Annotated in this window: 19 protein-coding genes; 2 read left to right on the top strand and 17 right to left on the bottom strand. The window is 71.9% G+C overall.

Annotated features, from left to right (window positions below; translation table 11 throughout):
- The first annotated feature begins 79 nt into the window (after window positions 1-79).
- A complete protein-coding gene (locus STRCI_RS14880; protein ID WP_269659419.1) occupies window positions 80-1063 on the top strand; it encodes a methyltransferase domain-containing protein in 984 nt (327 codons plus the stop codon).
- A gap of 6 nt (window positions 1064-1069) precedes the next feature.
- Here STRCI_RS14880 and STRCI_RS14875 read toward each other — a convergent pair whose 3' ends face one another.
- The 14 genes from STRCI_RS14875 to STRCI_RS14810 all read right to left on the bottom strand — a co-directional run bounded on the left by STRCI_RS14875 (window position 1070) and on the right by STRCI_RS14810 (window position 19838).
- Window positions 1070-2449, bottom strand: coding sequence for an FHA domain-containing protein (locus STRCI_RS14875; RefSeq protein WP_269659418.1), 1380 nt, complete (start codon window positions 2447-2449; stop codon window positions 1070-1072).
- 94 nt (window positions 2450-2543) lie between these two features.
- Window positions 2544-3890: a vWA domain-containing protein gene (locus STRCI_RS14870; protein ID WP_269659417.1), complete on the bottom strand. Its 1347-nt coding sequence runs from the start codon at window positions 3888-3890 to the stop codon at window positions 2544-2546.
- Between the two features lie 100 nt (window positions 3891-3990).
- Window positions 3991-5280 carry a PP2C family protein-serine/threonine phosphatase gene (locus STRCI_RS14865; RefSeq protein WP_269659415.1) on the bottom strand — a complete coding sequence of 430 codons (1290 nt, stop codon included), beginning with the start codon at window positions 5278-5280 and terminating at the stop codon, window positions 3991-3993.
- 3 nt (window positions 5281-5283) lie between these two features.
- Window positions 5284-7764 (bottom strand): serine/threonine-protein kinase, encoded by a 2481-nt coding sequence (locus tag STRCI_RS14860; protein ID WP_269659414.1) that lies wholly within the window; start codon window positions 7762-7764, stop codon window positions 5284-5286.
- Entirely contained in the window at window positions 7761-9095 is a 1335-nt protein-coding gene (locus STRCI_RS14855; protein WP_269659413.1) for a hypothetical protein, read from the bottom strand. Before STRCI_RS14855 ends, STRCI_RS14860 begins: the two co-directional genes overlap by 4 nt.
- A gap of 68 nt (window positions 9096-9163) precedes the next feature.
- Entirely contained in the window at window positions 9164-10207 is a 1044-nt protein-coding gene (locus STRCI_RS14850) for a glutamate ABC transporter substrate-binding protein (protein ID WP_269659412.1), read from the bottom strand.
- 14 nt (window positions 10208-10221) lie between these two features.
- Entirely contained in the window at window positions 10222-11667 is a 1446-nt protein-coding gene (locus STRCI_RS14845; RefSeq protein WP_418953338.1) for a hypothetical protein, read from the bottom strand.
- 174 nt (window positions 11668-11841) lie between these two features.
- A complete protein-coding gene (locus STRCI_RS14840; protein ID WP_269659411.1) occupies window positions 11842-12807 on the bottom strand; it encodes an N-acetylglucosamine kinase in 966 nt (321 codons plus the stop codon).
- Window positions 12804-14069, bottom strand: coding sequence for a 6-phospho-beta-glucosidase (locus tag STRCI_RS14835; protein WP_269659410.1), 1266 nt, complete (start codon window positions 14067-14069; stop codon window positions 12804-12806). Before STRCI_RS14835 ends, STRCI_RS14840 begins: the two co-directional genes overlap by 4 nt.
- Before the next feature lie 8 nt (window positions 14070-14077).
- Window positions 14078-14968, bottom strand: coding sequence for a carbohydrate ABC transporter permease (locus tag STRCI_RS14830; RefSeq protein WP_269659409.1), 891 nt, complete (start codon window positions 14966-14968; stop codon window positions 14078-14080).
- A complete protein-coding gene (locus STRCI_RS14825; protein WP_269659408.1) occupies window positions 14968-15903 on the bottom strand; it encodes a carbohydrate ABC transporter permease in 936 nt (311 codons plus the stop codon). Before STRCI_RS14825 ends, STRCI_RS14830 begins: the two co-directional genes overlap by 1 nt.
- Before the next feature lie 6 nt (window positions 15904-15909).
- On the bottom strand, window positions 15910-17241 hold the full coding sequence (locus tag STRCI_RS14820; RefSeq protein ID WP_269659407.1) for an ABC transporter substrate-binding protein: 1332 nt from the start codon (window positions 17239-17241) through the stop codon (window positions 15910-15912).
- Between the two features lie 68 nt (window positions 17242-17309).
- Window positions 17310-18521 (bottom strand): ROK family transcriptional regulator, encoded by a 1212-nt coding sequence (locus STRCI_RS14815; RefSeq protein WP_269659406.1) that lies wholly within the window; start codon window positions 18519-18521, stop codon window positions 17310-17312.
- A gap of 228 nt (window positions 18522-18749) precedes the next feature.
- Window positions 18750-19838: a mechanosensitive ion channel family protein gene (locus STRCI_RS14810; RefSeq protein ID WP_269659404.1), complete on the bottom strand. Its 1089-nt coding sequence runs from the start codon at window positions 19836-19838 to the stop codon at window positions 18750-18752.
- Window positions 19839-20138: 300 nt separating this feature from the next.
- Between STRCI_RS14810 and STRCI_RS14805 the strand changes: the two genes are divergently transcribed.
- Window positions 20139-20675, top strand: coding sequence for an HNH endonuclease (locus STRCI_RS14805; RefSeq protein ID WP_015660341.1), 537 nt, complete (start codon window positions 20139-20141; stop codon window positions 20673-20675).
- A 72-nt stretch (window positions 20676-20747) separates the two neighbouring features.
- On the opposite strand, the gene STRCI_RS14800 is transcribed toward STRCI_RS14805, so the two are convergent.
- Genes STRCI_RS14800 through STRCI_RS14790 form a run of 3 tightly spaced genes read right to left on the bottom strand, consistent with a single transcriptional unit; the run spans window position 20748 to window position 23373 of the window.
- Window positions 20748-21257 carry a hypothetical protein gene (locus tag STRCI_RS14800; RefSeq protein ID WP_269659403.1) on the bottom strand — a complete coding sequence of 170 codons (510 nt, stop codon included), beginning with the start codon at window positions 21255-21257 and terminating at the stop codon, window positions 20748-20750.
- Window positions 21254-22597, bottom strand: coding sequence for a hypothetical protein (locus STRCI_RS14795; RefSeq protein ID WP_269659402.1), 1344 nt, complete (start codon window positions 22595-22597; stop codon window positions 21254-21256). Before STRCI_RS14795 ends, STRCI_RS14800 begins: the two co-directional genes overlap by 4 nt.
- Entirely contained in the window at window positions 22594-23373 is a 780-nt protein-coding gene (locus STRCI_RS14790; RefSeq protein ID WP_269659401.1) for an ABC transporter ATP-binding protein, read from the bottom strand. The genes STRCI_RS14795 and STRCI_RS14790 overlap by 4 nt, the downstream gene beginning before the upstream one ends.
- Window positions 23374-23413 lie beyond the last annotated feature (40 nt).

Genomic DNA, 23413 nt, shown 5'->3' with positions numbered 1-23413 from the left:
AGACGCCAGGAACCAGGACCTGGGACTTAGGTCCCTACCGGCACTCGCCCCGGGCGGCGTCCCGCAGGACAGTGGTGGTATGAGCGCGCACGCTCTCGACAAGGGCCTCGACGACCTCGCCTCCGCGCTGCGGGCGGACCTCGTGCGGGAGATCGACCGGAGCGGGGCCTGGGCCGGGGAACCGGTGTGGAGCGAGGTGTTCACCGCCGTACCGCGCCATCTCTTCGTGCCCTACTACTACGTCAGCGCCGTCGGCGGGTACGAGCGGCGCTGGGGCGAGAGCCCCGAACCCGGCGCGCGGGAGCGCTGGCTGCGCGGCGCCTATGCCGACGTACCGCTGGCGACCCGGATGCGCGACGGCGAGCTGCTCTCCTCCAGCAGCCAGCCCTCGCTCATGGCGATGATGCTGGTGGCGCTGGGTGTGCGGGCCGGGGACCGGGTGCTGGAGATCGGTGCCGGGACCGGGTACAACGCCGCCCTGCTCGCCCGGCGGCTCGGCGACGACGCACTCGTCACCACCGTGGACCTGGAGCCGGAGATCACCGAGTCGGCCACCCGGCATCTGGCCGCCGCCGGGTACCACCCCGCCGTCCTGACCGGCGACGGCGCTCGCGGCGCCCCGGAACGCGGGCCCTACGACCGGATCATCGCGACCTGCACCCTGAGGTCGATTCCGCCCGCCTGGCTCGCCCAGTGCCGGTCCGGCGCCCGGATCCTGACCCCGATGGCCACCGGTCTGGTCGCGCTGACCGTGCAGGACGCCGAGCACGCCGAGGGCCGCTTCCTGACCACGCCCGCCTACTTCGTGCCCCTGCGCGGCGGCGACCGCCCCGAGTCCGAACCGGCACCCCTCGGCGGAGTGCCCCGCCACGCCCGCGACCACGAACTGTTCCGCTTCCTGCTGGCGCTCAGCCGCGACGGCCTGGACCCGCAGGAGGCGTACGCGCTGTGGCACCGCGAGGGCGCACCGCAGCGCCGCCGCTACGGCATCACCGTCAGCGGCGAGAGCCAGTGGGCCTGGCTGGACGATCCGGAGGGGCCGTACTCCTGGCCCCTCCGATGAGGTGCGTCAGCCCCGGCGGACGGTGATCGTCGTCCACGCGCCCACGTGGACCCGGTCCCCGTCCTGGAGCGGCACCGGCACGAAGGGCTGGATCGGTTCCTCGGAGCCGTTCACCGTCGTGCCGTTCGTCGAGTTCTGGTCGACGACCGCCCAGGAGCCGTTCGGCTGCTGCACCAGCACCGCGTGCTGGTGCGAGACGCCCGGGTCCTCCGGCGGCACCGCGAGGTCGATGTCGGGGGTGTCGCCGGTGGAGTGGCGGCGACGGCCGATGGTGACCTGGTTGCCGGTGAGCGTGCGCTGCTGCTCGGGCGAGTACGCGGGCAGGTTCAGGCCCGCGGCCTCGGGGCCCGAGCGCTGCATCATCGCCATGAAGTACTCACGGTCCGGGCCGATCGTCGCCGTCCAGGTGGCCGGCTGCTGCGGGTAGCCGCCGCCCGGCGGGGGCGGCATCTGGCCGGAGCCGGGCTGGGGGTAGCCGTAACCGCCGGCGCCCTGGCCGGGGCCGCCGGGGCCGGTGGCGGACGGGGGCGAGATCACCCAGTCGTCCTCACCGCCGCCGAAGGACGGGCCGCCGGGCTGGGGACGGTTCGTCTCCTGCGGGTAGGCGGGCGGGGGCGGGCCGGACGGGGACTGGAACGCCTGCGGGGCGCCGCCGGTCGCGCCGGGACCACCCGGGCCGCCGAAGCCGCCGGGACCACCCGGTCCGCCGGGACCGGCGGGCGGGGTCGGGCCGGGCGGGGGCGGAACGGGCCGCGAGGGGTCACCACCGAAACCGGAGGGACCGCCGGGACCGCCCTGGCCGCCGAAGCCACCGGGGCCGGGACCACCGGGTCCACCCGGTCCGCCGAAGGGACCCGGGCCACCCGGACCACCAGGACCGGGCTGTCCGCCGAAGCCACCGGGCCCGCCGGGACCAGGCCCACCAGCCCCCGGCTCCGAGCCGAACGGCGGGATCGGCTCCGCGGGCCGGTTCATCTGCGAGGGCCGCGAGCTCTGGTAGTCGTACGCGTCACCGCCGCCGTAGGACGGCCCCGGCTGCTGCTGGAAGTGGGCGGCGGGGCTCGGTCCGGTGCCGGGCGCCGGCGGGCGCGGGGCGGCCGGGGTGTACGACGTCGCCGTGTTGGTCAGGAAGTTCCACCGGCACTCCTCGCAGAACGGCGCGCCGCCCTCACGGGGCGTACGGCACTGCGGGCAGAGCTCCGGCTCGGGGTTCGGCACGGCGGACAGATGCGGCGGCCGGGCACCGCCGGGCGGCGGCGGGAAGCCGTACCCACCGCCGGGCGGAGGCGGCGGAGGGGGTGGCGGTACGGCACCGGCCATGCGGTGACCGCAGACCTCGCACCAGTCGTCGGAACCCGACTGGTGTCCGTTCGGGCAGGTCGGCATGTCGGCGCTTCCCCCTCTCCTTTCCGGCCGTTATGGCCGGATTTCTCCAACCCCGAGGGGTCAGGCTCGCGTTATTGCTCGGTCACTTCTGGTGTCACTTCTTTACACGAACAGTCTTTGTCGACCTTGTTTCGAGAGTCATCTCATCGGCCTCCGCGACCTTCGCCTTCAGTCGCACAGTACCTGCCGCGGCATCGACCACGTCCACCACCTTCGCAAGGAGTTTCGCCGTATCGGCGTTTCCGGAGGCGCTGGCGAGCTGAACGGCCCGGCCCAGTTTGGCCGTTGCTCCATCGATATCGCCCGCTTTGCGCAGGTCCAGACCCTGTTGGATGGCCTGGGCCAGTTCGGCCTGTCCGGTGTAGTGGGCGACCTGGGGGTTGATCGACGTCGAGGCGACCATGTCGTCCGTCCACACGGCCCGTACCAGGCCCTGCGAACCGAGGTTGTGGACGCTGCCGTCGGGCTGCGGGGTCACCAGTGAGACCCGGGCGGCGAGCATCTCGCGGCCCAGTTCGGCGACCGGTACCTCCACACAAACGTGGTAGTCACGGGACTCGTCTCCCCAGGAGCCGGTGGGGTAGTCCCCGGAGCGCGGGCCCGATTCGGTCCGGCGGTCGGTCAACTCCTCCACCGTCGGCGCGACTTGCTTGACGAACTTGATGGTGGTGCCCACCGGCGTCCACACCCTCAGGGCGACGTCGGCGACCTCCTTGCCCATCGCCGTCTCCATCATCTGTGTGAAGTCGGCGGCCAGGCCCGCCGGGTCGGCGACGATGTCGGCGGTGCCGAGCAGCGCCGAGGCGATGCCTGTGACTTCTTTCACTACCCAGTCGGTGCCCACACCGCGCGCGTCACAGGTGAAACGCCCGGAACAGGCGTCCAGCGCGGCCCGCAACTCCTCTGGTGACTCGTGTTCATTGCGGCCGTCGGTGAGCAGGATGCCGTGGCGGATGGCGACGTCCGCGGAGGACAGCAGCCGGTCGGCGAGCTTCAGCCAGGTGCCGATGGCCGTACCGCCGCCCGCGCTGAGCTTGCGCAGCGCCTGCTTGGCCTGCTCGCGGGTGGTCGCGTCGGCGACCGCGAGGCGTCCGGCGCCCGGGTAGACCTCCTTGGCGACATGCGTGCCGTCGATCACCGCGAAGTGCACGCCGTCGCGCAGGGTGTCGATGGCCGCGGCCGTCGCGTCCCGGGCGTTGCGCATCTTGGTCGGCGGGTAGTCCATCGAGCCCGAGCAGTCGACCATGATCGCCACGGCCGCGGACGGGCCCTGTCCGGCGCTGTAGAGGTGAGGCGCCCCGACCGCGGTTCCGATCGTGCCGCCGCCGGTCGAGGTGACCGTGACGATCGCGTTGACCTCACGGCCGCCCTCGGGGAGGTACTCGTTCTGGTACACGTCCATCGAGAACTGCGGCACGTTCGACTTCGAGAAAATGGCCATGCCTTCTCTGATCCCCCTAGGACACCCCACCGGGGTGGGGCGGTGGCTGTTGGCGGACCGGTCCCCTCCGGTCCGTCGAGGCGCTCCCCGCTGCGTGGCCTCAGGCCGATCCTGCCCCCATCGGAGGGGCCGGGAACGGCAGCACGGCCACTGTTACGTTGTCGTGGCCCCCGCCGTCGAGCGCGTGACCGACCAGAACCTGGGCGCTGTGCAGGGGACGCACGGCCGCGTCGAGCGGCAACACGTCGGCCATCTCCTCGGCCGCCTCGGCGTAGTTCCACAGGCCGTCGGTGCACACCACCACCACACCGGGCCGGTCCGGCTTGAAGGAAGCGGTGTGCGGCTCCAGTTCGTAGGCGTCCGCGCCGAGCCAGCCGGTGATCGCGTGGGCGCGCTCGTCGGCGTACGCCTCGGCCTCGTTCATCAGGCCCGCGGCGACCATCTGCGCGGCCCAGGAGTCGTCCTCGGTGAGCCGGGCCGGGGGAGCGCTGCGGTCCACCGGCACCCAGTAGACGCGGCTGTCGCCGACCCAGCCGACGACCAGCAGCCCGGCGGTGATCACGGCGCCGACCAGGGTGCAGGCGGGGGCGTTCTGGTGCGGGGCGTGCTCGCGGGCGGTGGCGGGCTCGCCGGCCAGCGCGTTGACCGCGCGGGAGGCGGCGACGATCGCCTCGTGCATCGCCTGCTGCGGGTGCGTGCCCTGCGGCAGGGCCGCGAGCAGCGCGTCGGTCGCCGCCCGGGACGCGGCCAGCGAGGCGTCGTCGGGGCGGGTCGCCGAGGAGACGCCGTCGCAGACGATCGCCAGGACCGCGGGGGAGCCGTCGGCGAGGGCGGTGCAGCCCACGGCGAAGGAGTCCTCGTTGCGGTGATGGCGCAGTCCGCGGTCGCTGACGGCGGCGACGGGGCCGCACTCCTGCTCCATGTGGTCGCGCTCGCGGGGCTGGGCGTGCCCGCAGTTCTCGCAGTACCCGTCGTGGTCGACCCGGCCGGCCCGGCAGGCCACGCACACCTTGGCGGGCGCGGGCTGTTCGGGGGCGATCCGCGGGTCGGGCGCCTGGAGCGGGTACTCCTCGGGCTCCGGCGCGCGGTCGAAGCGCACGCCGTGACCGGCGGGCGGGGTGCCGGGGTCGTCGCCCCGCACACCCTCCTGACCGCGGCCGTCCGACTCCGTGCCCTGGAGGTCGGCCGGCAGGTGCACGGCCGGCGGAGTGTCCGAGCTGTCCGGCTCGGAGGCGTGCGGCCAGGCGACACTGCCGTTCACTGCGGCCGGGGTCCCGGCCGACGCGGACAGGTCGTATCCGCACTTCTCGCAGAAACGGTCACCCGAGAGCAGCGGTTCCGCGCAGCTCGGGCAGTGCGACAGAGCGGCCTGCTGGGGCATCTGTGACATCAACTACACCCACGTCCGGGGGCGGTAACGGTTGGCGCGTTCCACCAGGTCGATCCTCTCCTCGCCGCCCTGCGCGAGCCGGGCCAGCGTGCGGTACGAACGCTCGAGCCCGAACCGCAGTCCCCGCTCGTCCAGGCCGCTGCCGAGCAGCACCCGTCCCCCGGCGGCGGTGGGGACGGAACCCTGGCCACCGGAGAGTATCCAGTCCAGCGCACAGCCGAGCACCTCCGTGGCCAACTGCTCGCGGCGCGCCGGGTCCAGACCGTACGCCTGAAGCGCCTCCACCTGCCCGGCGGCGGCGGTCAGGTCCTCCAGGAACGGTACGTCACCGGCGACCGCGGTGCGTTGCCGCAGCCGCGCCCGGACGGCGGCCACCCGGGCGGCCGTGTAGTGGATGGAGCTCTCCGCCAACGACTCCAGGGTGCCTACGGCGCTGCCCCGGTCGCCGGTGGCGAGCTGGACGCGGGCCAGACCGAAGGCGGCGCTCACATAGCTCGGGTCGGTCGACCAGACCAGGCGGTAGTACTCGGCGGCGTTGTCCAACTGGCCGAGCACCTCCGCGCACAGGCCGAGGGCCAGCTTCGGCGCGGGCTCGCCGGGAAAGGCGTCGTAGACCGCATCGAAGGCGAGCGCGGCGCCCTCGTGGTCGCCGGTCACCAGCGCGGCCACGCCCCGGAACCAGACCACCCGCCAGTCGTCGGGCCGTTCGCCCTCCAGCTGGAGCAGGGTCTCGTGGGCGGTGCCCGCGTCGCCGTTCTCCAGCCAGGCCCGCACCTGCCGCAGCCGGGTCTCGGTGGACGCCGCCGGGGCCGCGGCGAGGGCGCTCACCAGTTCGGCGGGCGCGGAGGCCATCAGGCCCGCCAGGAAACCGGCGTTGGGGTCCCCGGGGTCCACATGCGGCACCGGCAGCGCGAGCGCCGCGGCCGGGGTGGGGACGGCCCGGACGAGCCCGGTGGTCAGCGCGGGCGCGCCGACCGGGGCGGCGCCGCCCCGGACCCCGAGCCGGGAGACCTCGCCGTCCAGCCTGGGGAACAACTCCGTGTCCGTGACCTTCACTTCGGGCCCGAACAGCGTCGACAGGGAGGGCCGCGCCCGCCCGGTCTGCAGCGACACGACCTCCCGCAGCACGCCCGTCAGCTGCTCCGCCATCTCCTGCGCGGAGGCGAACCGGCGCGCCGGATCCGGGTCGGTCGCCCGCACCAGGAGCCGGTAGAAGGACTCGTACTGCCGGAACACCTCGATGTTGTCCGGGTCGGGCAGGGAGTCCACGAAGACGTTCGTGTAGCCCTGGAAGTCGAAGGTCAGCACCGCGAGGGTGCGGGCGACGGTGTAGAGGTCGCTGGCCACAGAGGGGCCCACGTCGGCGACTTCGGGCGCCTGGTAGCCGACCGTGCCGTAGATGGCCGACTCCTCGTCGTCCATGCGGCGCACGGCACCCATGTCGATGAGCTTGAGCTGGCTCTCGGTCTGGATGGCGTTGTCGACCTTGAAGTCGCAGTACAGCAGGTTGCGGCTGTGCAGATGGCCGAGCGCCTCCAGGGCCTCGATGCCGTACGCGCACGCCTGCTCCACCGGCAGCGGATCGCGCTTGCCGCCGGTCGTGCGGCGGCCGTTGGCGATCTCCTTCAGGGACTTGCCGCCGACGTACTCCATGACGATGTAGCCGTCCAGGGAGCCGGTGCGCTGATCCAGGTGCTCGACGAAGTTGTAGATCCGCACGATGTTGGCGTGCTCGATCTCCGCCAGGAAGCGCCGCTCGGAGATCGCGGCGGCCATCGCGTCCTGGTCGCCGGTGTCCAGCAGGCCCTTGAGCACCACCCACCGGTCGGAGACCGCGCGGTCCACGGCGAGGTAGACCCAGCCCAGCCCGCCGTGCGCCAGACAGCCCACCACCTCGTACTGGCCGTGCACGACGTCCCCCGACTTCAGCTTCGGGACGAAGGAGTACGGATGGCCGCACTTGGTGCAGAAGCCCTCCGTACGGCCCGGCCGCTCGTCGCGCGCCCGGCCCACCGGGGCCCCGCAGTCCGAGCGCGAGCAGTACCGCTTGCGCTCGGGCACCTCGGGGTTGTCCAGCACCATCGCGCGCGGGTCGGGCCGCGGCACGTCCGGCACCTCGACCAGGCCCACGCCGAGCCGGCCCCGCCCGGAGGCACTGGCCGCCGCGCCGGAGCTGCGCACCGACACCGAGCGGCCCGAGGTCCGCCCCGACAGGGACCGCGAGAGCCGTCCCGACACCGAGCGGCGCGACTTCGACGACTGCGAGGACGTACGGGAGCTGGCGCGGCCACTGGAGCGCGAGCTGGCGCTGCCGGAGCTGTCCTTGCCGCCGCCGGTCACCCCGGTGGCCGGTGAGCCCACCATGCCGTTGGTGGCCACGACCGGGGCGAGCCCGCAGGTGTCGCAGTACAGCTCGCCGCCGCCCACGTCCTCGTACGTACCACCGCAGCCGGGCCGCTGGCAGGTCCGCTGTGCCTCACTCATGACGACGTCTCCCCCCGACGGTCCTCAGGGCCGCCCTGCCCCGGCACGCGCGGGGCGCCCAGCTGTTCGGCGGCCGCCTGCTGATAGCGCAGGACGGCCTGTTCCGCGACGCGCAGGTCGCAGGGCGCGCTCCACAGCATCCGCCGGGCCGCGTCGTAGCGCTCGATCAGGAACGGGTCCTCGGCCAGGCCGTGCCGGGCCACCTTCGCCTTGTACGCGTCCAGCCGGCCGCGCAGCTCGGCGCGGACTGCGAGCGGAGCGGTCACCGCGGTCAACGACTCGCGGGCCCGCAGCAGTTCGTCCTCCGCCTTCTGCTCCAGCGACTCCAGCAGCGGGGACAGCCGGTGCCACTGGGCGTGCCGGCGGTACTCGGCGGCCGCCGCGAGCTGTTCCTGGAGCACGGTCGGCGGGCCGCTGACCACCGGCACCTCGGTGGCGGCGATCTTCGCGAGGACCTCACCGCGCGCGGTGCGGGCCTCGGCGAGGGTACGGTCCGCGCGCGAGAGCACGTCCCGCAGCTTGACCAGCCGCGCCTCGGAGTCCTGCCGGACGGTCAGCACGGCGTCGATCTCCCGGCGCACGTCCTCCAGGGCGCGCGCCTCACGGTCGTAGACCATGGTGTCCGGCTTGCCGCCGCCCGGCGCCGAACTCCCCTGCGCGGGACGCCAGAAGGCCAGCGGGTCGGAGACCACCTGCTCGCGCAGCAGGGTCAGGGTGCGGGTGATGCGCTCCAGGTCGTCACCGGCCGGATGCTCGCCCGGACGCACCCCGACGGAGTGCGCGAGCTTACGGGTGCGCTGGAGCTCGGCGGCCAGTAAATCGATCCGGGCGGGCAGCGCCGACCACACCGCGTCGGCGGCGACCACCATGTCCAGCGAGGTCGCGTACAGCTCGTTCATCCGGTCCACCAGCGTCACCAGCGAGAACCGCTCGCTCAGCTTGCCCGAATTGCCGTGCAGGGTCGGCGCGTTGGCGGTCGCCGCGGTCGACCCGGCGATCGTGACCGACTCGCCGCGCAGCACCTCGGTCAGCTCGGCCAGGTCCTCCCGGCTGGACCAGCGGCGCCGGGAGCGGATCTCGCGGGCGCCGCGCAGCGCCGCCGTATAGGCGTCGAAATAGGCCCACAGCAGCGTGATCGAGGCGTCCGTGGCCGTCCAGCGCTCATTGGTGACGCCGGTCAGTTCGGCGCCTTCGAGGAGTCTGCGGCCCGCGTGGTCCTGGAGGGCGAGCAGCGAGGTCTCGATCGCCTCGTGCTCCGCGCCGAGCCGCGCCAGCGCACGGTCCACCTCGTCCCGGTCCATCACCGGGCCGGGGGGTTCCGTGACGCCCATCGATCACCTCTCGCTGCTGTGTTGGGTGGCTGGGGGGTAGTTTCCCGGATGGTTCCGGTCCGTGCGGTTCAGCTCTTGCGGAGGTACTGCGGTGCGGGCGGCTCCGAGTCCTCCGACTCGGCTCCCAGTGTCGCCGAGAGCCACTTGTCGTACGAGGACTGCCAGCCGCCGGAGGCGTCCTTGCGGTAGTCGAGCAGGATCTGGTTGACCCGGCGTACCAGATCGTCGGCGTCCTTCTTCATCGCCACGCCGTAGTACTCGGTGGTGAACGCGGCGCCCTTCAGCTCGACCGTCGGGTCCTGCGCGGCCTGGCTGGCGGCGAGGGCGCCGTCGGTCACCACCGCGTCCACCTCGCCGAGTTGGAGCCGGACCAGGCAGTCGAGCTGGTTCGGGACGGTGCGGGAGATGTCCGCGGAGGCAGGCAGGTCGCCGTCCTTCTGGCCCTGTTCCAGGGTGGAGTACGCCGTCGAGCCCTCGGCGGTGCAGATCTTCCGCTCGGCGAGGGTGCCGTCGTAGCCCTTGACGGTGGAGGACTTGGGGGCCAGGACCTGCTGGCCGGTCTTGAAGTAGGGGGCGGAGAACGCGACGTCGGCGAGCCTGTCGCAGTTGATCGTCATGGTGCGCACCACCATGTCGACCCGGCCCTCCTGGATCGCGGGGATGCGCTGGTTGGTGGGGATCGCCTTGAACTGCACGGCGTCCGGGTCGCCGAGGATGTCCTCGGCGATGCGGTGCACCAGGTCGATGTCGAAGCCCTCCAGCTCGGCGGTGCCGGTGCTGTTGGGGTTGCGGTAGCCCCAGCGGTAGCTGTTCTGGTCGACGCCGACGACCAGCTTGCGCTTCTCGCCCTGCCGGTTCTTGATCGCCTCGATGGTCGGGCCGTCGGCGCCGGACGGGGAGAGCGTCTGCTTCTCCGGGTCCGTGCACTCCTCCTCCGCGCGGACGGGGCTGCCCTGTGCGATCCCCGGGGAGCCGGTGCCGGTGCTGCCGTCGCCGGAGCCCTGGGTGCGCGGCAGCAGCAGCGCGAGCACCACCGCCAGGGCGCACAGGGCCGCCATCGCCCCCACTCCGCCCCAGCCCTTCAGACTGGCCCGCAAACGTCGTGCACGCATGCTCACGCCCCCTCTCACCGGTACTCCGACAGCCTGCGGCCGATGCCCAGGACGGCGCCCGCCGCGCCCAGGACGGCGAGGACGGCGGCGCCGATGGACAGGCCCGACATCGCGTCCAGGCCGTCGCCGGCCGCCGTCTTGAACTCGGTCGTCTCGTGGTTCAGCGCGGTGGCGAGGTTGGTGTCGACGCTGTCGAAGCACTCGCCGGTGGTGCCCTTGGCGCCGATCACCTTGTCCAGCGCCGCCTGGTACTCGCCGTTCTCGTCCTCCGCGCGGGCGGCGGAGTGGCGCTTCTTCCACTCCGTCATGTTGCCCACGGCCGCGGTGACCGGCTGCTCGCCCGCCTCGTCGTCGGCGAGCCCCTCGGCCAGCGCGAGGCCCTTGCCGAGGGTGTCCATGTCCTGCTGGAAGTCGTAGTCGTAGGCGTCGTACGTCTCCTCGCCGACCTTCTTGGTCTCGGCGCCGCGGGAGACCAGCGTCAGGTTCTCGTTGCCCCGCGCCTTCAGGGAGGCGATCCGGGCGTCGTGCAGGACGTTCAGCGAGCGGACGCCGTGGTCGTAGGAGTCGTTCAGGTTCGCGCGGGCGACGCTGTGGCCGACGACCAGCCAGAGCAGCACGACGGTGGCGGTGGCCGTGGCGGCGACCAGGCCGTGGTTGAGCAGGCGGTTGGTGCGGCGGTAGTTGCGGTGCTGGGCCCAGGCGAGCGCGGCCAGCGCGACCACGCCGAGGGCTATCGCGATCCAGGGGTACGGGGTGGCGGCGGCGTAGTCCGCGCGCAGCCGCTGGTTCTCCCGCGTGTAGAGGTCCTCCGCCTTCGGGAGCATCTGCTCCTGCATCTTCTCGTTGGCGTAGCGCAGATAGGCGCCGCCGACCGGGAAGCCCTGGCGGTTGTACGTCCGCGCCTGCTCGACCAGGCCCTTGTACTCCGGCAGCAGCCGGTTGAGTTCGGCGATGGCCGCCGCGGAGGGGGAGTCGGGGTCGGAGCTGGCCGCGGCGTTGACCAGCTTCTCGGCGGCCGTGCGGATGCCCTTCTCGTAGCGGACGCGGTTGACGCCGGTCTCCGCGCGGCCGGCCAGGAAGCCGCTGGAGGCGGCGGTGTTGGCGTCGGCGAGCGAGCGGTAGATGTCGGCGGCGTCCGAGCTGAGCGGCTGGCTGCTGTGCAGGACGTCGTCGGCGGCGGCCGAACGGTCGGTGACCTGCCAGGCGGTGACGGCGCCGAACGCGACGACGAGCAGGGCGAGTACGGCGCCGATGATGCGCAGCCGGCCGGGCTCGGTGGTGGCGGCCGACCGGAGCTGGTCGAGGCCCTCGGCGAGGGCCGTACGCCGCCTCTCGGGCGGGCTGGGCTCCGTCGGCGCGGGGCGCCCCTGCGGTGGTACCGACGGCATGGCGGGCATGCCGGTGCCCGGTGGTGATGCCGTACTGCTCTGCGCCGGCTGTGTCACTTCGACCTCCCCCATGGTCATCCGTCGCCCGCAAGTATCACTGGCGGGACCGGCATTCGTCACGACGGGTCCGCCGGCGGCCTTGCAGTGTCCCGGATCACCCCCTGCCCATGAATACGCCCAGCGAATCGGTTCGGTTCCGGCGGGGGTGTGTCGGGGTGCGCGGGGGTGAGGAAAGGCCGGCTCGGGTCACCGCTCGTAGTGCGCCCGCGCCCTTCTCTCCGCGTTCACCGCCGAGCCCAGCCGGTCCAGACCCAGCAGCACCGCACCCAGTACCGGAGGAGCTGTCACCACCCTCGGTACCGCCTTCGGGGCGCGGGACACCAGGGAGTCCCGTACGGCGTTGTCGAGCAGGGGGTGGCGGGCGGCGAGGATGCTGCCGCCGAGGACCACCGGGGTTTCCTCCGTCAGCAGGTCCAGCCTGGTCAGGGCGACCGTGGCCAGGGTGACCACCTCGTCCGCCAGGCGGTCGACCAGGGAGCGCGCCACCGGGTCGCCCGCCGCTGCCGTCGCGAACAGGACCGGGGTCAGTTCGTGGCGGCGGAGCGGGGGGATGTGTTCCAGGTGGAGGGCCTCGATCAGGGCCGGCATGGACGGCAGGTCGAAGTGGGCGGGGAGGGTGAAGGCCAGGGCGGTCGGGGCGCCGCGGCCGTCCTGGGCCCGTGCCGCGTACCACAGCGCCTCTTCCGCCAGGCCCCAACCGCCGCCCCAGTCACCGGAGATGCGGCCCAGCGCGGGGAAGCGGGCGGTGCGGCCGTCGGGGCGCATGCCCACGCAGTTGATGCCCGCGCCGCAGACGACCGCCACGCCGCGGGGCTCGGCCACGCCCGCGCGCAGGATGGCGAAGGTGTCGTTGCGGACGTCCACCTCGGCGCCCCACGCGCGGGCTCGCAGCGCCGCCGCCAACTGTTCCTCCTCCACCGGGAGATCGGCGTTCGCCAAGCACGCCGACACATGGGTCACCGAGTCGACACCCGCCTCCGCGAACGCCCGCCGTACCGCCCCCTCCACCTCGTCCACCGCCGCCGTCACCCCGACCGCCGGCGGCCGGAAGCCGCCCGCGCGCGCCGTTCCGAGGACCTCCCCGTCGGCCGTGACCACCGCCACGTCGGTCTTGCTGTTCCCCGCGTCGACGGCGAGAACACTGCCCGTCATGCCCACGCGAGGTGCTCCCGGTTGTGTGCGAGCAGCCGGTCGGTGAGGGCGTCGGCGTACTCGTACTGAGCGACCAGGGGATGGGCCAGCAAGGCACGGAACACCCGTTCCCGGCCGCCGCGGAGCGCCGCCTCCAGCGCCAGGTCCTCGTACGCCGTCACGTTCGCCATCAGCCCCGCGTACAGCGGATCCACCTCCGCCACCGGCAGCGGCGCCGCTCCCTGCGCGCCCACCGCCGCCTGCACCTCCACCACCGCGTCGTCGGGGAGGAACGGCAGCGTGCCGCGGTTGTAGGTGTTCACCACCTGGTACGTGCTCCCGCCCCCGCCCAGCAGCGCCGCCGCCAGGTCGACGGCCGCCTCCGAGTAGTACGCCCCGCCCCGCCGGGCCAGCAGCTCCGGCTTCTCGTCGAGCCCCGGGTCGGCGTACATCCGTAGCAACTCCCGTTCCATCTCCGCCACTTCGGCGGCGCGCGAGGGCTTGGTGCGCAGTTCTCGTACGACCTCGTCGTGGGCGTAGAAATAGCGCAGGTAGTAGGACGGGACCACGCCCAGGCGGTCCAGTACCGGGCGGGGCAGGCGCAGGGAGTCGGCGATCGTCTCGCCGTGCTCCGCCAGCAGTTTCGGCAGCACGTTCTCGCCCTCCGGACCGCCCAGCCGTACGCCCGTCTCCCAGGTGAGGTGGTTGAGGCCCACGTGGTCCAGGTGGACGTCGGAGGGGCTGACCCCGAGCAGGCCGGCGAACCGGCGCTGGAAGCCGATCGCCACGTTGCACAGGCCCACCGCGCGGTGCCCGGCCTGGAGCAGGGCCCGGGTCACGATGCCGACCGGGTTGGTGAAGTCGATGATCCAGGCGTGGGGGTTGGCGCGGCGGACGCGTTCGGCGATGTCCAGCACGACCGGGACGGTTCGCAGCGCCTTGGCCAGGCCGCCCGCGCCGGTCGTCTCCTGGCCCACGCAGCCGCACTCCAGCGGCCAGGTCTCGTCCTCGTTGCGGGCCGCCTGCCCGCCGACGCGGAGCTGGAGCAGGACGGCGTCGGCGCCCTCCACCGCCCGGTCCAGGTCGCCGGTGGTGACCACCCGGCCCGGGTGGCCCTGGCGGGCGAGGATACGGCGGGCCAGGCCGCCCACCAGCTCCAGGCGTTCTGCCGCCGGGTCCACCAGGACCAGTTCCTCCACGGGCAGGGTGTCCCTCAACCGGGCGAAACCGTCGACCAGTTCGGGGGTGTAGGTCGATCCTCCGCCGACCACGGTGAGTTTCATTCTGCGGCTCAACCCTTCACTCCGGTCAGTGTGACGCCCTCGACGAACGCCTTCTGCGCGAAGAAGAACACGACGATCACGGGGGCCATGACCAGGACGGTCGCGGCCATGGTCAGATTCCAGTCGGTGTGGTGCGCCCCCTTGAAGGACTCCAGGCCGTAACTGAGCGTCCAGGCACCGGCGTTCTCGGAGGCGTAGATCTGCGGGCCGAAGTAGTCGTTCCAGGCGTAGAAGAACTGGAACAGCGCCACGGCGGCGATCCCGGGCCTGGCCATCGGCACCACGACTCGCATCAGCGTCCTGAACTCTCCGCAGCCGTCCACGCGGGCCGCGTCCAGGTACTCGTTCGGGATGGTCAGCAGGAACTGGCGGAGCAGGAAGATGGAGAACGCGTCCCCGAACGCCATCGGGATGATCAGCGGCCACAGGGTGCCCGAGAGGTCCAGCTGCTTCGCCCAGAAGAGGTACATCGGGATGATCACGACCTGCGGCGGCAGCATCATCATCGCGATGACCAGCATCAGGGACAGATTCCGGCCCCGGAAGCGGAACTTGGCCAGCGCGTACGCCACCGGGAGCGACGACACGACCGTGAGGACGGTGCCGAGCCCGGCGTACAGCAGGGTGTTGCGCCACCAGGTGAGGAAGCCGGGGGTGTCGAAGACCCGGCGGTAGTTGTCCCACTGCCAGGTGTCGGGGACGAGGTCGCGGGTGAGGGCCTGCTGGTCGCTCATCAGCGAGGTGAGGACCACGAAGACGAAGGGGAGGGTGAAGAAGAGGGCCACGGCGACGCCGAGGGCGTGCACGGCGATCCACTCCAGGAGGGCTCTTCGTCGGGCGGTGCGTACCGCTTCGCCCACGGGGCCCAACTGCACTGGCTTTTCCAGTACTTGAGTCATCAGTCACCTGCCCCGAGCAGCCCGCCCCGGCGGCGCATCAGCAGCGCCGTGAAGGCCATGGCGAGGGCGAAGAGAACCAGCGCGACCACACAGGCGGCGCCGTAGTCGAAGCGCTGGAAGCCGAGGTTGTAGACGAGTTGGGGGAGCGTGAGGGTCGACTTGTCGGGGTAGCCCGGCTCGAAGGACTGCCCCGAGCCGCCGATGATCCCGGAGGCGACCTTCCCGGCCACCAGGGGCTGGGTGTAGTACTGCATCGTCTGGATCACCCCGGTGACCACCGCGAACAGCACGATCGGCGAGATGTTCGGCAGTGTCACGTACCGGAACCGCTGCCAGGCCGAGGTGCCGTCCAGTTCGGCGGCCTCGTACTGCTCCTTCGGCACGTCGAGCAGCGCGGCCATGAAGATCACCATCAGGTCGCCCACGCCCCACAGGGCGAGCGCGGTGAGCGCGGGCTTGGACCAGGCGGCGTCCGTGAACCAGCCCGGGGTGGGCAGCCCCAGATCGTCCAGGATCGAGTTCACCGGTCCCGTACCGGGGTTGAGCAGGAAGACGAAGGCGAGGGTGGCGGCGACGGGCGGGGCGAGATACGGCAGGTAGAACAGCGTCCGGAAGACGCCCGTACCCGTCTTGATCTTCGTGATCAGCAGGCCCACCCCGAGCCCGAACACCACCCGGCAGCTGACCATCACCAGCACCAGCCACAGGGTGTTGCGCAGCGCCGGCCAGAACATGGGGTAGTCGGAGAAGACGTAGGTCCAGTTGTCCAGGCCGCGGAACTCCGGGGTGTTGAAGCCGTCGTACCTCATCAGGGAGAAGTACACGGTGGAGATCAGCGGGTAGGCGAAGAAGACGGTGAAGCCGATCAGCCAGGGGGAGAGGAAGGCCAGCGTCCGCAGGGCGGACCTGCGGCGCCGTACGGCGAGCGTGGGCATGGCCGGCTACTTCGCCTGCTCGATGTCGCGGTCGATCTGCTCGGCCGTGTCCGTCAGGCCCGCCTTGAGGTCCTTCGCCTTGCCGGACTCGTACTGGTAGCCGAAGTCCTGGAGGGTGAGCTGGTAGGTGGCGCCGTTGACCGAGTTCGGGGCGGTGTTCGACTCCGGGTGCTGGGCGATGTCCAGGAAGGTCTTGAACGCCGGGTCCGCCTTCAGGTCGGGCGACTTCAGCGCCGCGAACGTCGACGGCACGTTGTGGATGGCGTTGGAGAAGGCGACGACGGCCTCGGTGTCGGTCGTCATGTACTTCACCAGCTCCCAGGCGGCGTTCTGCTTCTTGCTCTGGGGCGCGATGCCGATGATCGTGCCGGAGAGGAAGCCCTTGCCGTACTCGGCCACCTCGTCGTCGGCGACCGGCAGCGGCGCGGTGCCTATCTCGAAGTCGAGCCCGGCGTCCTGGGCCATGCCGAGCCGCCACTCGCCGTCGAGCTGCATCGCCACCTGGCCGGTGTGGAAGGGGTGTTCGGCCCCCCACTCGTCACCGAAGGTGTTGCGGTACTTCTCCAGTTTCGTGAACCCGCCGAGGTCGTCGACGAGCTTCTTCTGATACGTGAACATCTCGGTGAAGGCCGGGTCGTTCGCGATGTTCGACTTGCCGTCGGTGTCGAAGTAGGCGTGGTCCCACTGGGACATGTAGTGCGAGACGACCGACTCGTAGCCGTGGTAGGTCGGCATGAACCCGAGCCGCTCGTAGGAGCCGCCCTTGGCCTTGGTGAGCTTCTTCGCCACCTCCGCGAACTCCGACCAGGTCTTCGGCGGCGCCTTGATCCCGGCCTCCTCGAAGGCGTCCTTGTTGTAGTAGAGGCCGTAGGCGTCGCCGAGCAGCGGCAGGGCGCAGCGGGTGCCCTCGAACTGGGTGTAGTCGAGCATCGGCTTCGGGATCATCGCGTCCAGGTCGAGCTTCGACTTCTCGATGAACGGCTTCAGGTCGAGGAAGGCGCCCGAGGAGCAGAACTTGCCGACGTTGGAGGTGGTGAACGACGACACCACGTCGGGCCCGTTCGAACCGCCCGCGCGCAGCGCCTGGTTGAGCTTGTCGTCGTTGATGTTGCCGACGACCTTGACCTTGATGTTGGGGTGCGCCTTCTCGAACCGGTCGACGTTCTCCTGAACGGCCTTGACCTCCGCGGGCGCGCTCCAGCCGTGCCAGAAGGTCAGCGTGGTCTCGGCGTCGGGGTCGTCGCTCGCGCCGGAACTGGAGGATCCGGTGCAGGCGGTGGCGAGGAGGGCGAAGGATGCGGTGAGGGCGTAAGCCGCATTTCGGGCGAAGGATGCCATGACGAGGTCTCCCTTTGAAGGGGAATCGGGGAAATCAGGGGGCTGTTGCTACAGAGACTTCCGCTGCGTCAGCGCGAGGTGTCGAAGACCTCGTCGCGGGTTGTCGCCAGCGCGCTCTCCAACGCGCCGCGCAGCACGGGGTGTTCGGTGACGTCGCCCATCACCAGCCGGGGCCGGGACGCGGCGAGTTCCGCGAGTTCGGCCTGGACCAGGGCCAGCAGCCGTTCGCCGCCCGAGGTGAGAGCGGATCCGCTGAGGACGACGAGTTCGGGGTCGAGCACGGAGACGAGCGAGGCGAGACCGGTGGCCAGACCGGTCGCGTAGATGGCGAGGAGCTGCCGCTCGGGCCCGGCGCCGCTGTCCGCGGCCCGCGCCAGCAGCGCGGCGGCGACCTCGGTGTACGGCCCCTCGGGCAGGTCGCCGATCCCCAGCTCCCGGGCGAGCCGCGGAATCACCTGGGCGCCGGCCAGCTCCTGGTAGCCGCCGCTGTTGGTGCGGGTCACCTGGCGGACCAGGGGCGCGCCCGGCACCGGCAGGAAGCCGACCTCACCAGCGCCGCCGGTGAAGCCGCGGTGCAGCCGGCCGCCGAGGACCAGGGCGGCGCCGAGTCCGCCCTCGTTCCACAGCAGTACGAAGTCCCCGTGGCCGCGGGCCGCGCCGAGCCGCTGTTCGGCCACGGCGACGAGATTGACGTCGTTCTCGTACTCCACCGGCATCGGCAGCGCGGCGGCGAGGTCGTCGAGCAGGCTCGGGGAGTGCCAGCCGGGCAGGTGGGCGGCGTAGCGCAGCCGGCCGGTGCTCGGGTCGAAGGCGCCGGGGGTGCCGATGACCAGGCGGCGGATGTCGTCGCGGGTGAGCCCGGCCGCCTTCACGGCGCCGTCGAGGGCCTCGGTGACCTGCTGGACGACGGGTCCGGCGGGCCGCCGTGCCGGGGTCGGTAGCTCGAACCGGCCGACGGTGCGGCCGGTGATGTCGGCGACCGCGGCGAGGACGCGCTCGGGGGTGACGTCGAGCCCCGCCGCGTGTCCGGCGGCCGGGTTGACCGCGTAGAGCTGGGCGTTCGGGCCGGGTCGGCCCTCGGTGGTGCCGGTGGCCAGGACGAGCCCCGCGGCTTCGAGGCGGGCAAGCAGCTGGGAGGCGGTGGGCTTGGACAGGCCGGTGAGCTTGCCGATCCTGGTCCGGGACAGCGGCCCGTGCTCCAGCAGCAGATCCAGTGCGGCGCGGTCGTTCATGGCGCGCAGGACGCGCGGGGTACCCGGTGTACCGGCGGTTCCTGCCATCGGATCTGCACCTGCCTTTCGGGGTGAAGCTTCTCACGCCGCCTCGGGCGCCGGGGGCGCCGTGAGTGGGTGAGGTGGCACTGTTAGGAAACTTTCCTATCGTTTGACGAGGAAGGTAGGCCCACGGGCGGAGGGCGTCAAGACCCTCGGCATCGGTGGGGTACGGCGAAGCCCCGCCGGAGAGGTCCGGCGGGGCTTCGCGCGACGACAGGCCCTATCGCCTCGCGGCTACTTCGTCACGCTCGGCGGCGCGAGCGGCGTCGCCGCCTGGGCCTGCGGCGAGGAGGTGTTGGCGTAGGCCGACGGCGCCGCCATGCCCGCGGTCGGGTCGGCCGGGGCCGCGTCCTCCACGGGCAGCGGACCGCCGACCATCTGGATGCCGGCCGCGTCGAAGGCCCGCTTGATCCGCCAGCGCAGCTCGCGCTCCACGGTCAGCGCCTTGCCCGGCATGGTCTTCGCCGAGACCCGGACCACCATGGACTCCAGCAGCACGCTGTCCAGGCCGAGGGTCTCGATCGGGCCCCACAGGAGCTCGTTCCACGGCTCCTCCTTGCTCATCCGCTCGGCGACGTCGGCGATGACGCTCTTCACCCGGTCCAGGTCCTCGCTCGGGCGGACCGTCACATCGACCCCGGCCGTGGACCAGCCCTGGGAGAGGTTGCCGATCCGCTTGACCTCGCCGTTGCGGACGTACCAGATCTCGCCGTTGTCGCCGCGCAGCTTCGTCACCCGCAGGCCCACCTCGATCACCTCGCCGGAGGCGACCCCCGCGTCGATCGAGTCGCCGACGCCGTACTGGTCCTCCAGGATCATGAAGACGCCGGAGAGGAAGTCGGTGACGAGGTTGCGGGCGCCGAAGCCGATCGCCACGCCCGCGACACCGGCAGAGGCCAGCAGCGGGGCGAGATTGATCTCGAACGTGCCCAGGATCATCAGGGCCGCGGTGCCCATGATCAGGAAGCTGGCCACCGAGCGCAGTACCGAGCCGATCGCCTGCGAGCGCTGGCGCCGCCGCTCCACATTGACCAGCAGCCCGCCGATCGCCGTGCCGTCCACCGCCGAGACCGTGCGGTTCATCCGGTCTATGAGCTTGGTGATCGCCCGCCGCACCACCACTCTCAGTACCGCCGCGATCACCAGGATCAGCAGGACCCGAAGGCTGATGGCGAGCCAGGTCGACCAGTTCTCCTCGACCCAGCTCGCGGCGTGGGTCGCGCTCTCCTGGGCTTCCTGGAGCGACGGGACCGCCGGTGTCGTCTGTGAAGGAGACGGGGACGGAGTGGAGCCGGCGGCCAGCAGGACGGCGGACAAGGACACGACGGGTACCTCCAGGTATGGCGTCTGCCTCCCGGTACGGCGGTCAAGGTCGTCAAGGTCATCAAGGTCACGGAAAGGTCACCGAGGGGGCAGACCCACCACACTAACGGTGCATCGTGTGTGGATCGTTGCAATGTTCGGGGGAGAGACCGTACTCACCTGGGGATGAAGAAAGGTGTGGTCGAAAACACTCTCAGCCCGTTACCTGGACATGGTGGCGCATTCGCCAGGCCTGAGGGGAGACTGACTACAGATCGTCCCGGCGCGAGCCACGCGCCGCCGACGCCCAAGGAGGCATCCGTGCCGCATGTCCTGGTCCTCAACGCGTCGTACGAGCCACTCGGCGTCGTACCGCTTCGCCGCGCGCTCGTCCTCGTCCTCGAAAACAAGGCCGTATGCCTTGAGGAGTCCGGCGCCTTCATGCACAGCGCAACCGTCACAGTCCCCGCACCAAGCGTGGTCCGGCTCAAGCGATTCGTCCGGGTTCCCTATCGGGGGCCCGTTCCTCTTACCCGGCGGGCGCTGTTCGCGCGGGACGGGGGCCGGTGCATGTACTGCGGTGGCGTCGCAACCAGCGTCGACCACGTCATCCCGCGCAGCCGCGGGGGCAAGCACGTCTGGGACAACGTGGTGGCGTCCTGCCGCCGCTGCAACCACGTGAAGGCCGACCGTCATCTGTTCGAGATCGGCTGGCGGCTGCGGCACAAACCGGCTCCGCCGTCCGGTCTGGCCTGGCGAATCATTGGGACCGGGCATAGGGATCCGCGCTGGTTGCCGTATTTGCAACCGTATGGCGCGGATGATGCTTTGGCCCGGATCGATGGCATTTCTGCCTGATGAATCCGGGCCTTTGTGTGTGTTCGGCTGCGGGTGCGTGGGGGCTGGTCGCGCAGTTCCCCGCGCCCCTAACTACGGAGTTTTGCGCGGCCCCCTTATTACGTAAGCGGTGCCTCCCGCCACGAACAATGCTGCCGCCGTTGTCCAGCCTGAGATCCCCAGGTACATCGCTATGACGTATCCGAACAACGGCAGCCAGCTCAGGCGTGCCCCCAGTACCACCGCCGCCCCTGCCGTCAGGCCCGTGGCGCCCAGGAGGTTGCGGATCATGGTGGGTGGGTCGACGGGCTGGGCCAGGGTGAGCAGGGCTGTCGCCAGGGCGGTGAGCGTCAGCAGGTGGAGCAGACGGGGGCGCCACCAGGGGCGGGCCGCTGTGCGGTCGAGTTCGTCGGAGGGGGTGCGGAGGCTGGTGCCGATTGCCGCTGCGGCGAGCAGCGGGGCAAGGGCCGCCGGCGGGAACGGACGGTCCGGGTCCGGGCCCTGGGCTGACCACAGGGCCAGGGCCGTGGTGGCGGCCAGGGCGGCGACCGCGGCCGGGAGGGCGCGGGAGCGGGCGTAGAGGGTGAGGCCGGCGGTCGTCACAGTGTCGGCACTCCCTTCGGGTCGCAGCGGTCGGTCGTCGCGAAGTACTCCGACAGCCAGGTGCGGCGCTCCTCGTCGTCCATCGCCAGCAGCTTGGCGCGGGCCTGCTGCCTGGCCTTGAGCTCGGCGCGGTCGGCGGCGCTGCCCTTGGCGTCGAGTTCGTCGAAGTGCTCCTCGGCCGGGCTGGGTGCGAGGTAGTGCTCCACGGCCCGGTCGGTTCGGTCGACGACGGGATCCGTACGGTCGCACCAGGCCCGGCCGATCAGCATCATCCCGGCCTCCCACGCGTACTGCTCGGGGTCGGTGAGCTCCCCGCGCACGACGGACGAGCCGAACGGGGTGAGCATCGGCAACTGGACCTCGTCCGGGCGGGACCGGCCGGGCCGGTCCTCGAACCGCACGGGCAGGTTCTGTACGCCCTCAAGGCGTGCCGTCAGACCCGACAGGGCCTGGGTGAGCTGCGGCAGGAGGTTCTTGTGGCGGGCGTTGACGCAGATCTGCGGGGCGGTGGAGGTGTCGCAGACCTGGCGCCCGGCGTCCGGGTCGGCGCGGTGCAGGCCGTCGCCGGTCTGCACCAGCAGCACGCCGGCGGCGGTCGCGACGGCCAGCGGCAGTACGGCCGTGGCGCGGCGGCGGGCGGCCAGCGCGAGGACCGCGGCCGCGGCGAGACCGATCGTCCAGCCGGCCGCCGCCAGGGGCTGCCACCACACCGGCTCGTCCCCGTGAGAGGTGTCGGCGATCGGGGAGAGGTGACCGAGGGCGTCCGGCGCGCCGTAGGCCAGGAAGCTGAAGGTGAGGTACGCGGCCGCCGCCAGCAGCAGTGGTGTCGGACGCCAGGGCAGCACCCGGCCCACCACCTGCCCCGCGAGCGCCGCGCCGCCCATGACGACCGTGTCCACGAGCGGCACGAGCAGGTACGGGCCGTCACCCGTGGCGCAGTACCAGGTCGCCACCAGCGCGGACCCGGCCGCGACGAGGTGTCCCACGGCCACCCAGACGGCGACCGGGAGGGCCGCGGCGAGGAAGCGGGCGAGCGAGCCGCGTACGGATGTCTCCAGCAGGTCGCCGGTACGGCGCCGGCGTTCCCGGCCGCCCTGCCAACAGCCCGCGGCGAGCGCGAGGGGGATGCCCAGCAGGGTCGCCGCGGCGTGCACCTGGTCCCGGGTCTCCGTCCAGCCGCCCTGCCAGCGCTCCGCCGGTTCGGCGAGGGCGACGAGCAGGGTGAGGAGTACGGCGGCACCGGCGAGCGGGGCGAAGCCGCGAACGAAGTCGGGGCGCAGGGGGTGGGTGGGCCGGTACGGCTTCTCGGTCCGCTCCGGCCGTTGGGTCAGGAGGGTCATCGGGCCGTCGCCTCCGCCAGGGGGGAGGACTCGCGGTGGGCGCGCAGGGCCGCGGTGTAGCCGCGCTCGATGGGGCTGTCGCCGACGCCGTCCGCCGTGGCGCCGAGGGCGCTCAGGGAGTCGGGGGTGCCGCGGTAGGCGAGGCGGCCCTCGGCGATGAGGGTGACCTCGGTGCAGGCCGCGGTCACGTCCTCGACCAAGTGCGTGGAGACCAGGACGGTGGCCGAGGCGCCCAGTTCGCGCAGCAGCTCGCGGAACTCCACGCGCTGCTCCGGATCCAGACCCGCGGTCGGCTCGTCCAGCAGCAGCACGCTTGGGTCGTTGACGATGGCCTGGGCGATGCCGACGCGGCGGATCATGCCGCCGGACAGCGTCCTGATCCTCGTGTCGATCCGGTCGGCGAGCCCGACCCGGGCGACCGCGCGCTCGACGGCGGCCGGGGCGTCGGCGGCGGGCATCTCCTTCAGCCAGGCCATGTAGGCCACGAACTCGCGCACGGTGAAGCCCGGGTAGTAGCCGAACTCCTGCGGCAGATAGCCCAGTCGGCGGCGGACTGCGGCCCGCCTGCCGGGGTCGCCGAGGTCCGCGCCGAGCATCTCCACCCGGCCGCCGGTCGGGGCGGCGACGGTGGCGAGCACCCGGATCAGTGAGGTCTTGCCCGCGCCGTTCGGACCGAGCAGGCCGTGCACACCGGGTCCGAAGTCGAGGTCTAGCGAGTCGAGGGCAACGGTTCTGCGGTGCCGGACACGCAGACCGGCCACCTGGATCGTGGTCAAGAGGGCTCCTGGGAAAGGGAGTTGTGGGTGTCGGTGCGGT

The organism is Streptomyces cinnabarinus (genome assembly GCF_027270315.1).
GTDB classification, from domain to species: Bacteria; Actinomycetota; Actinomycetes; order Streptomycetales; family Streptomycetaceae; genus Streptomyces; species Streptomyces cinnabarinus.
The sequence above is the reverse complement of the archived record's forward strand: the minus strand, read 5'-3'. Positions and strand labels throughout refer to the sequence as shown.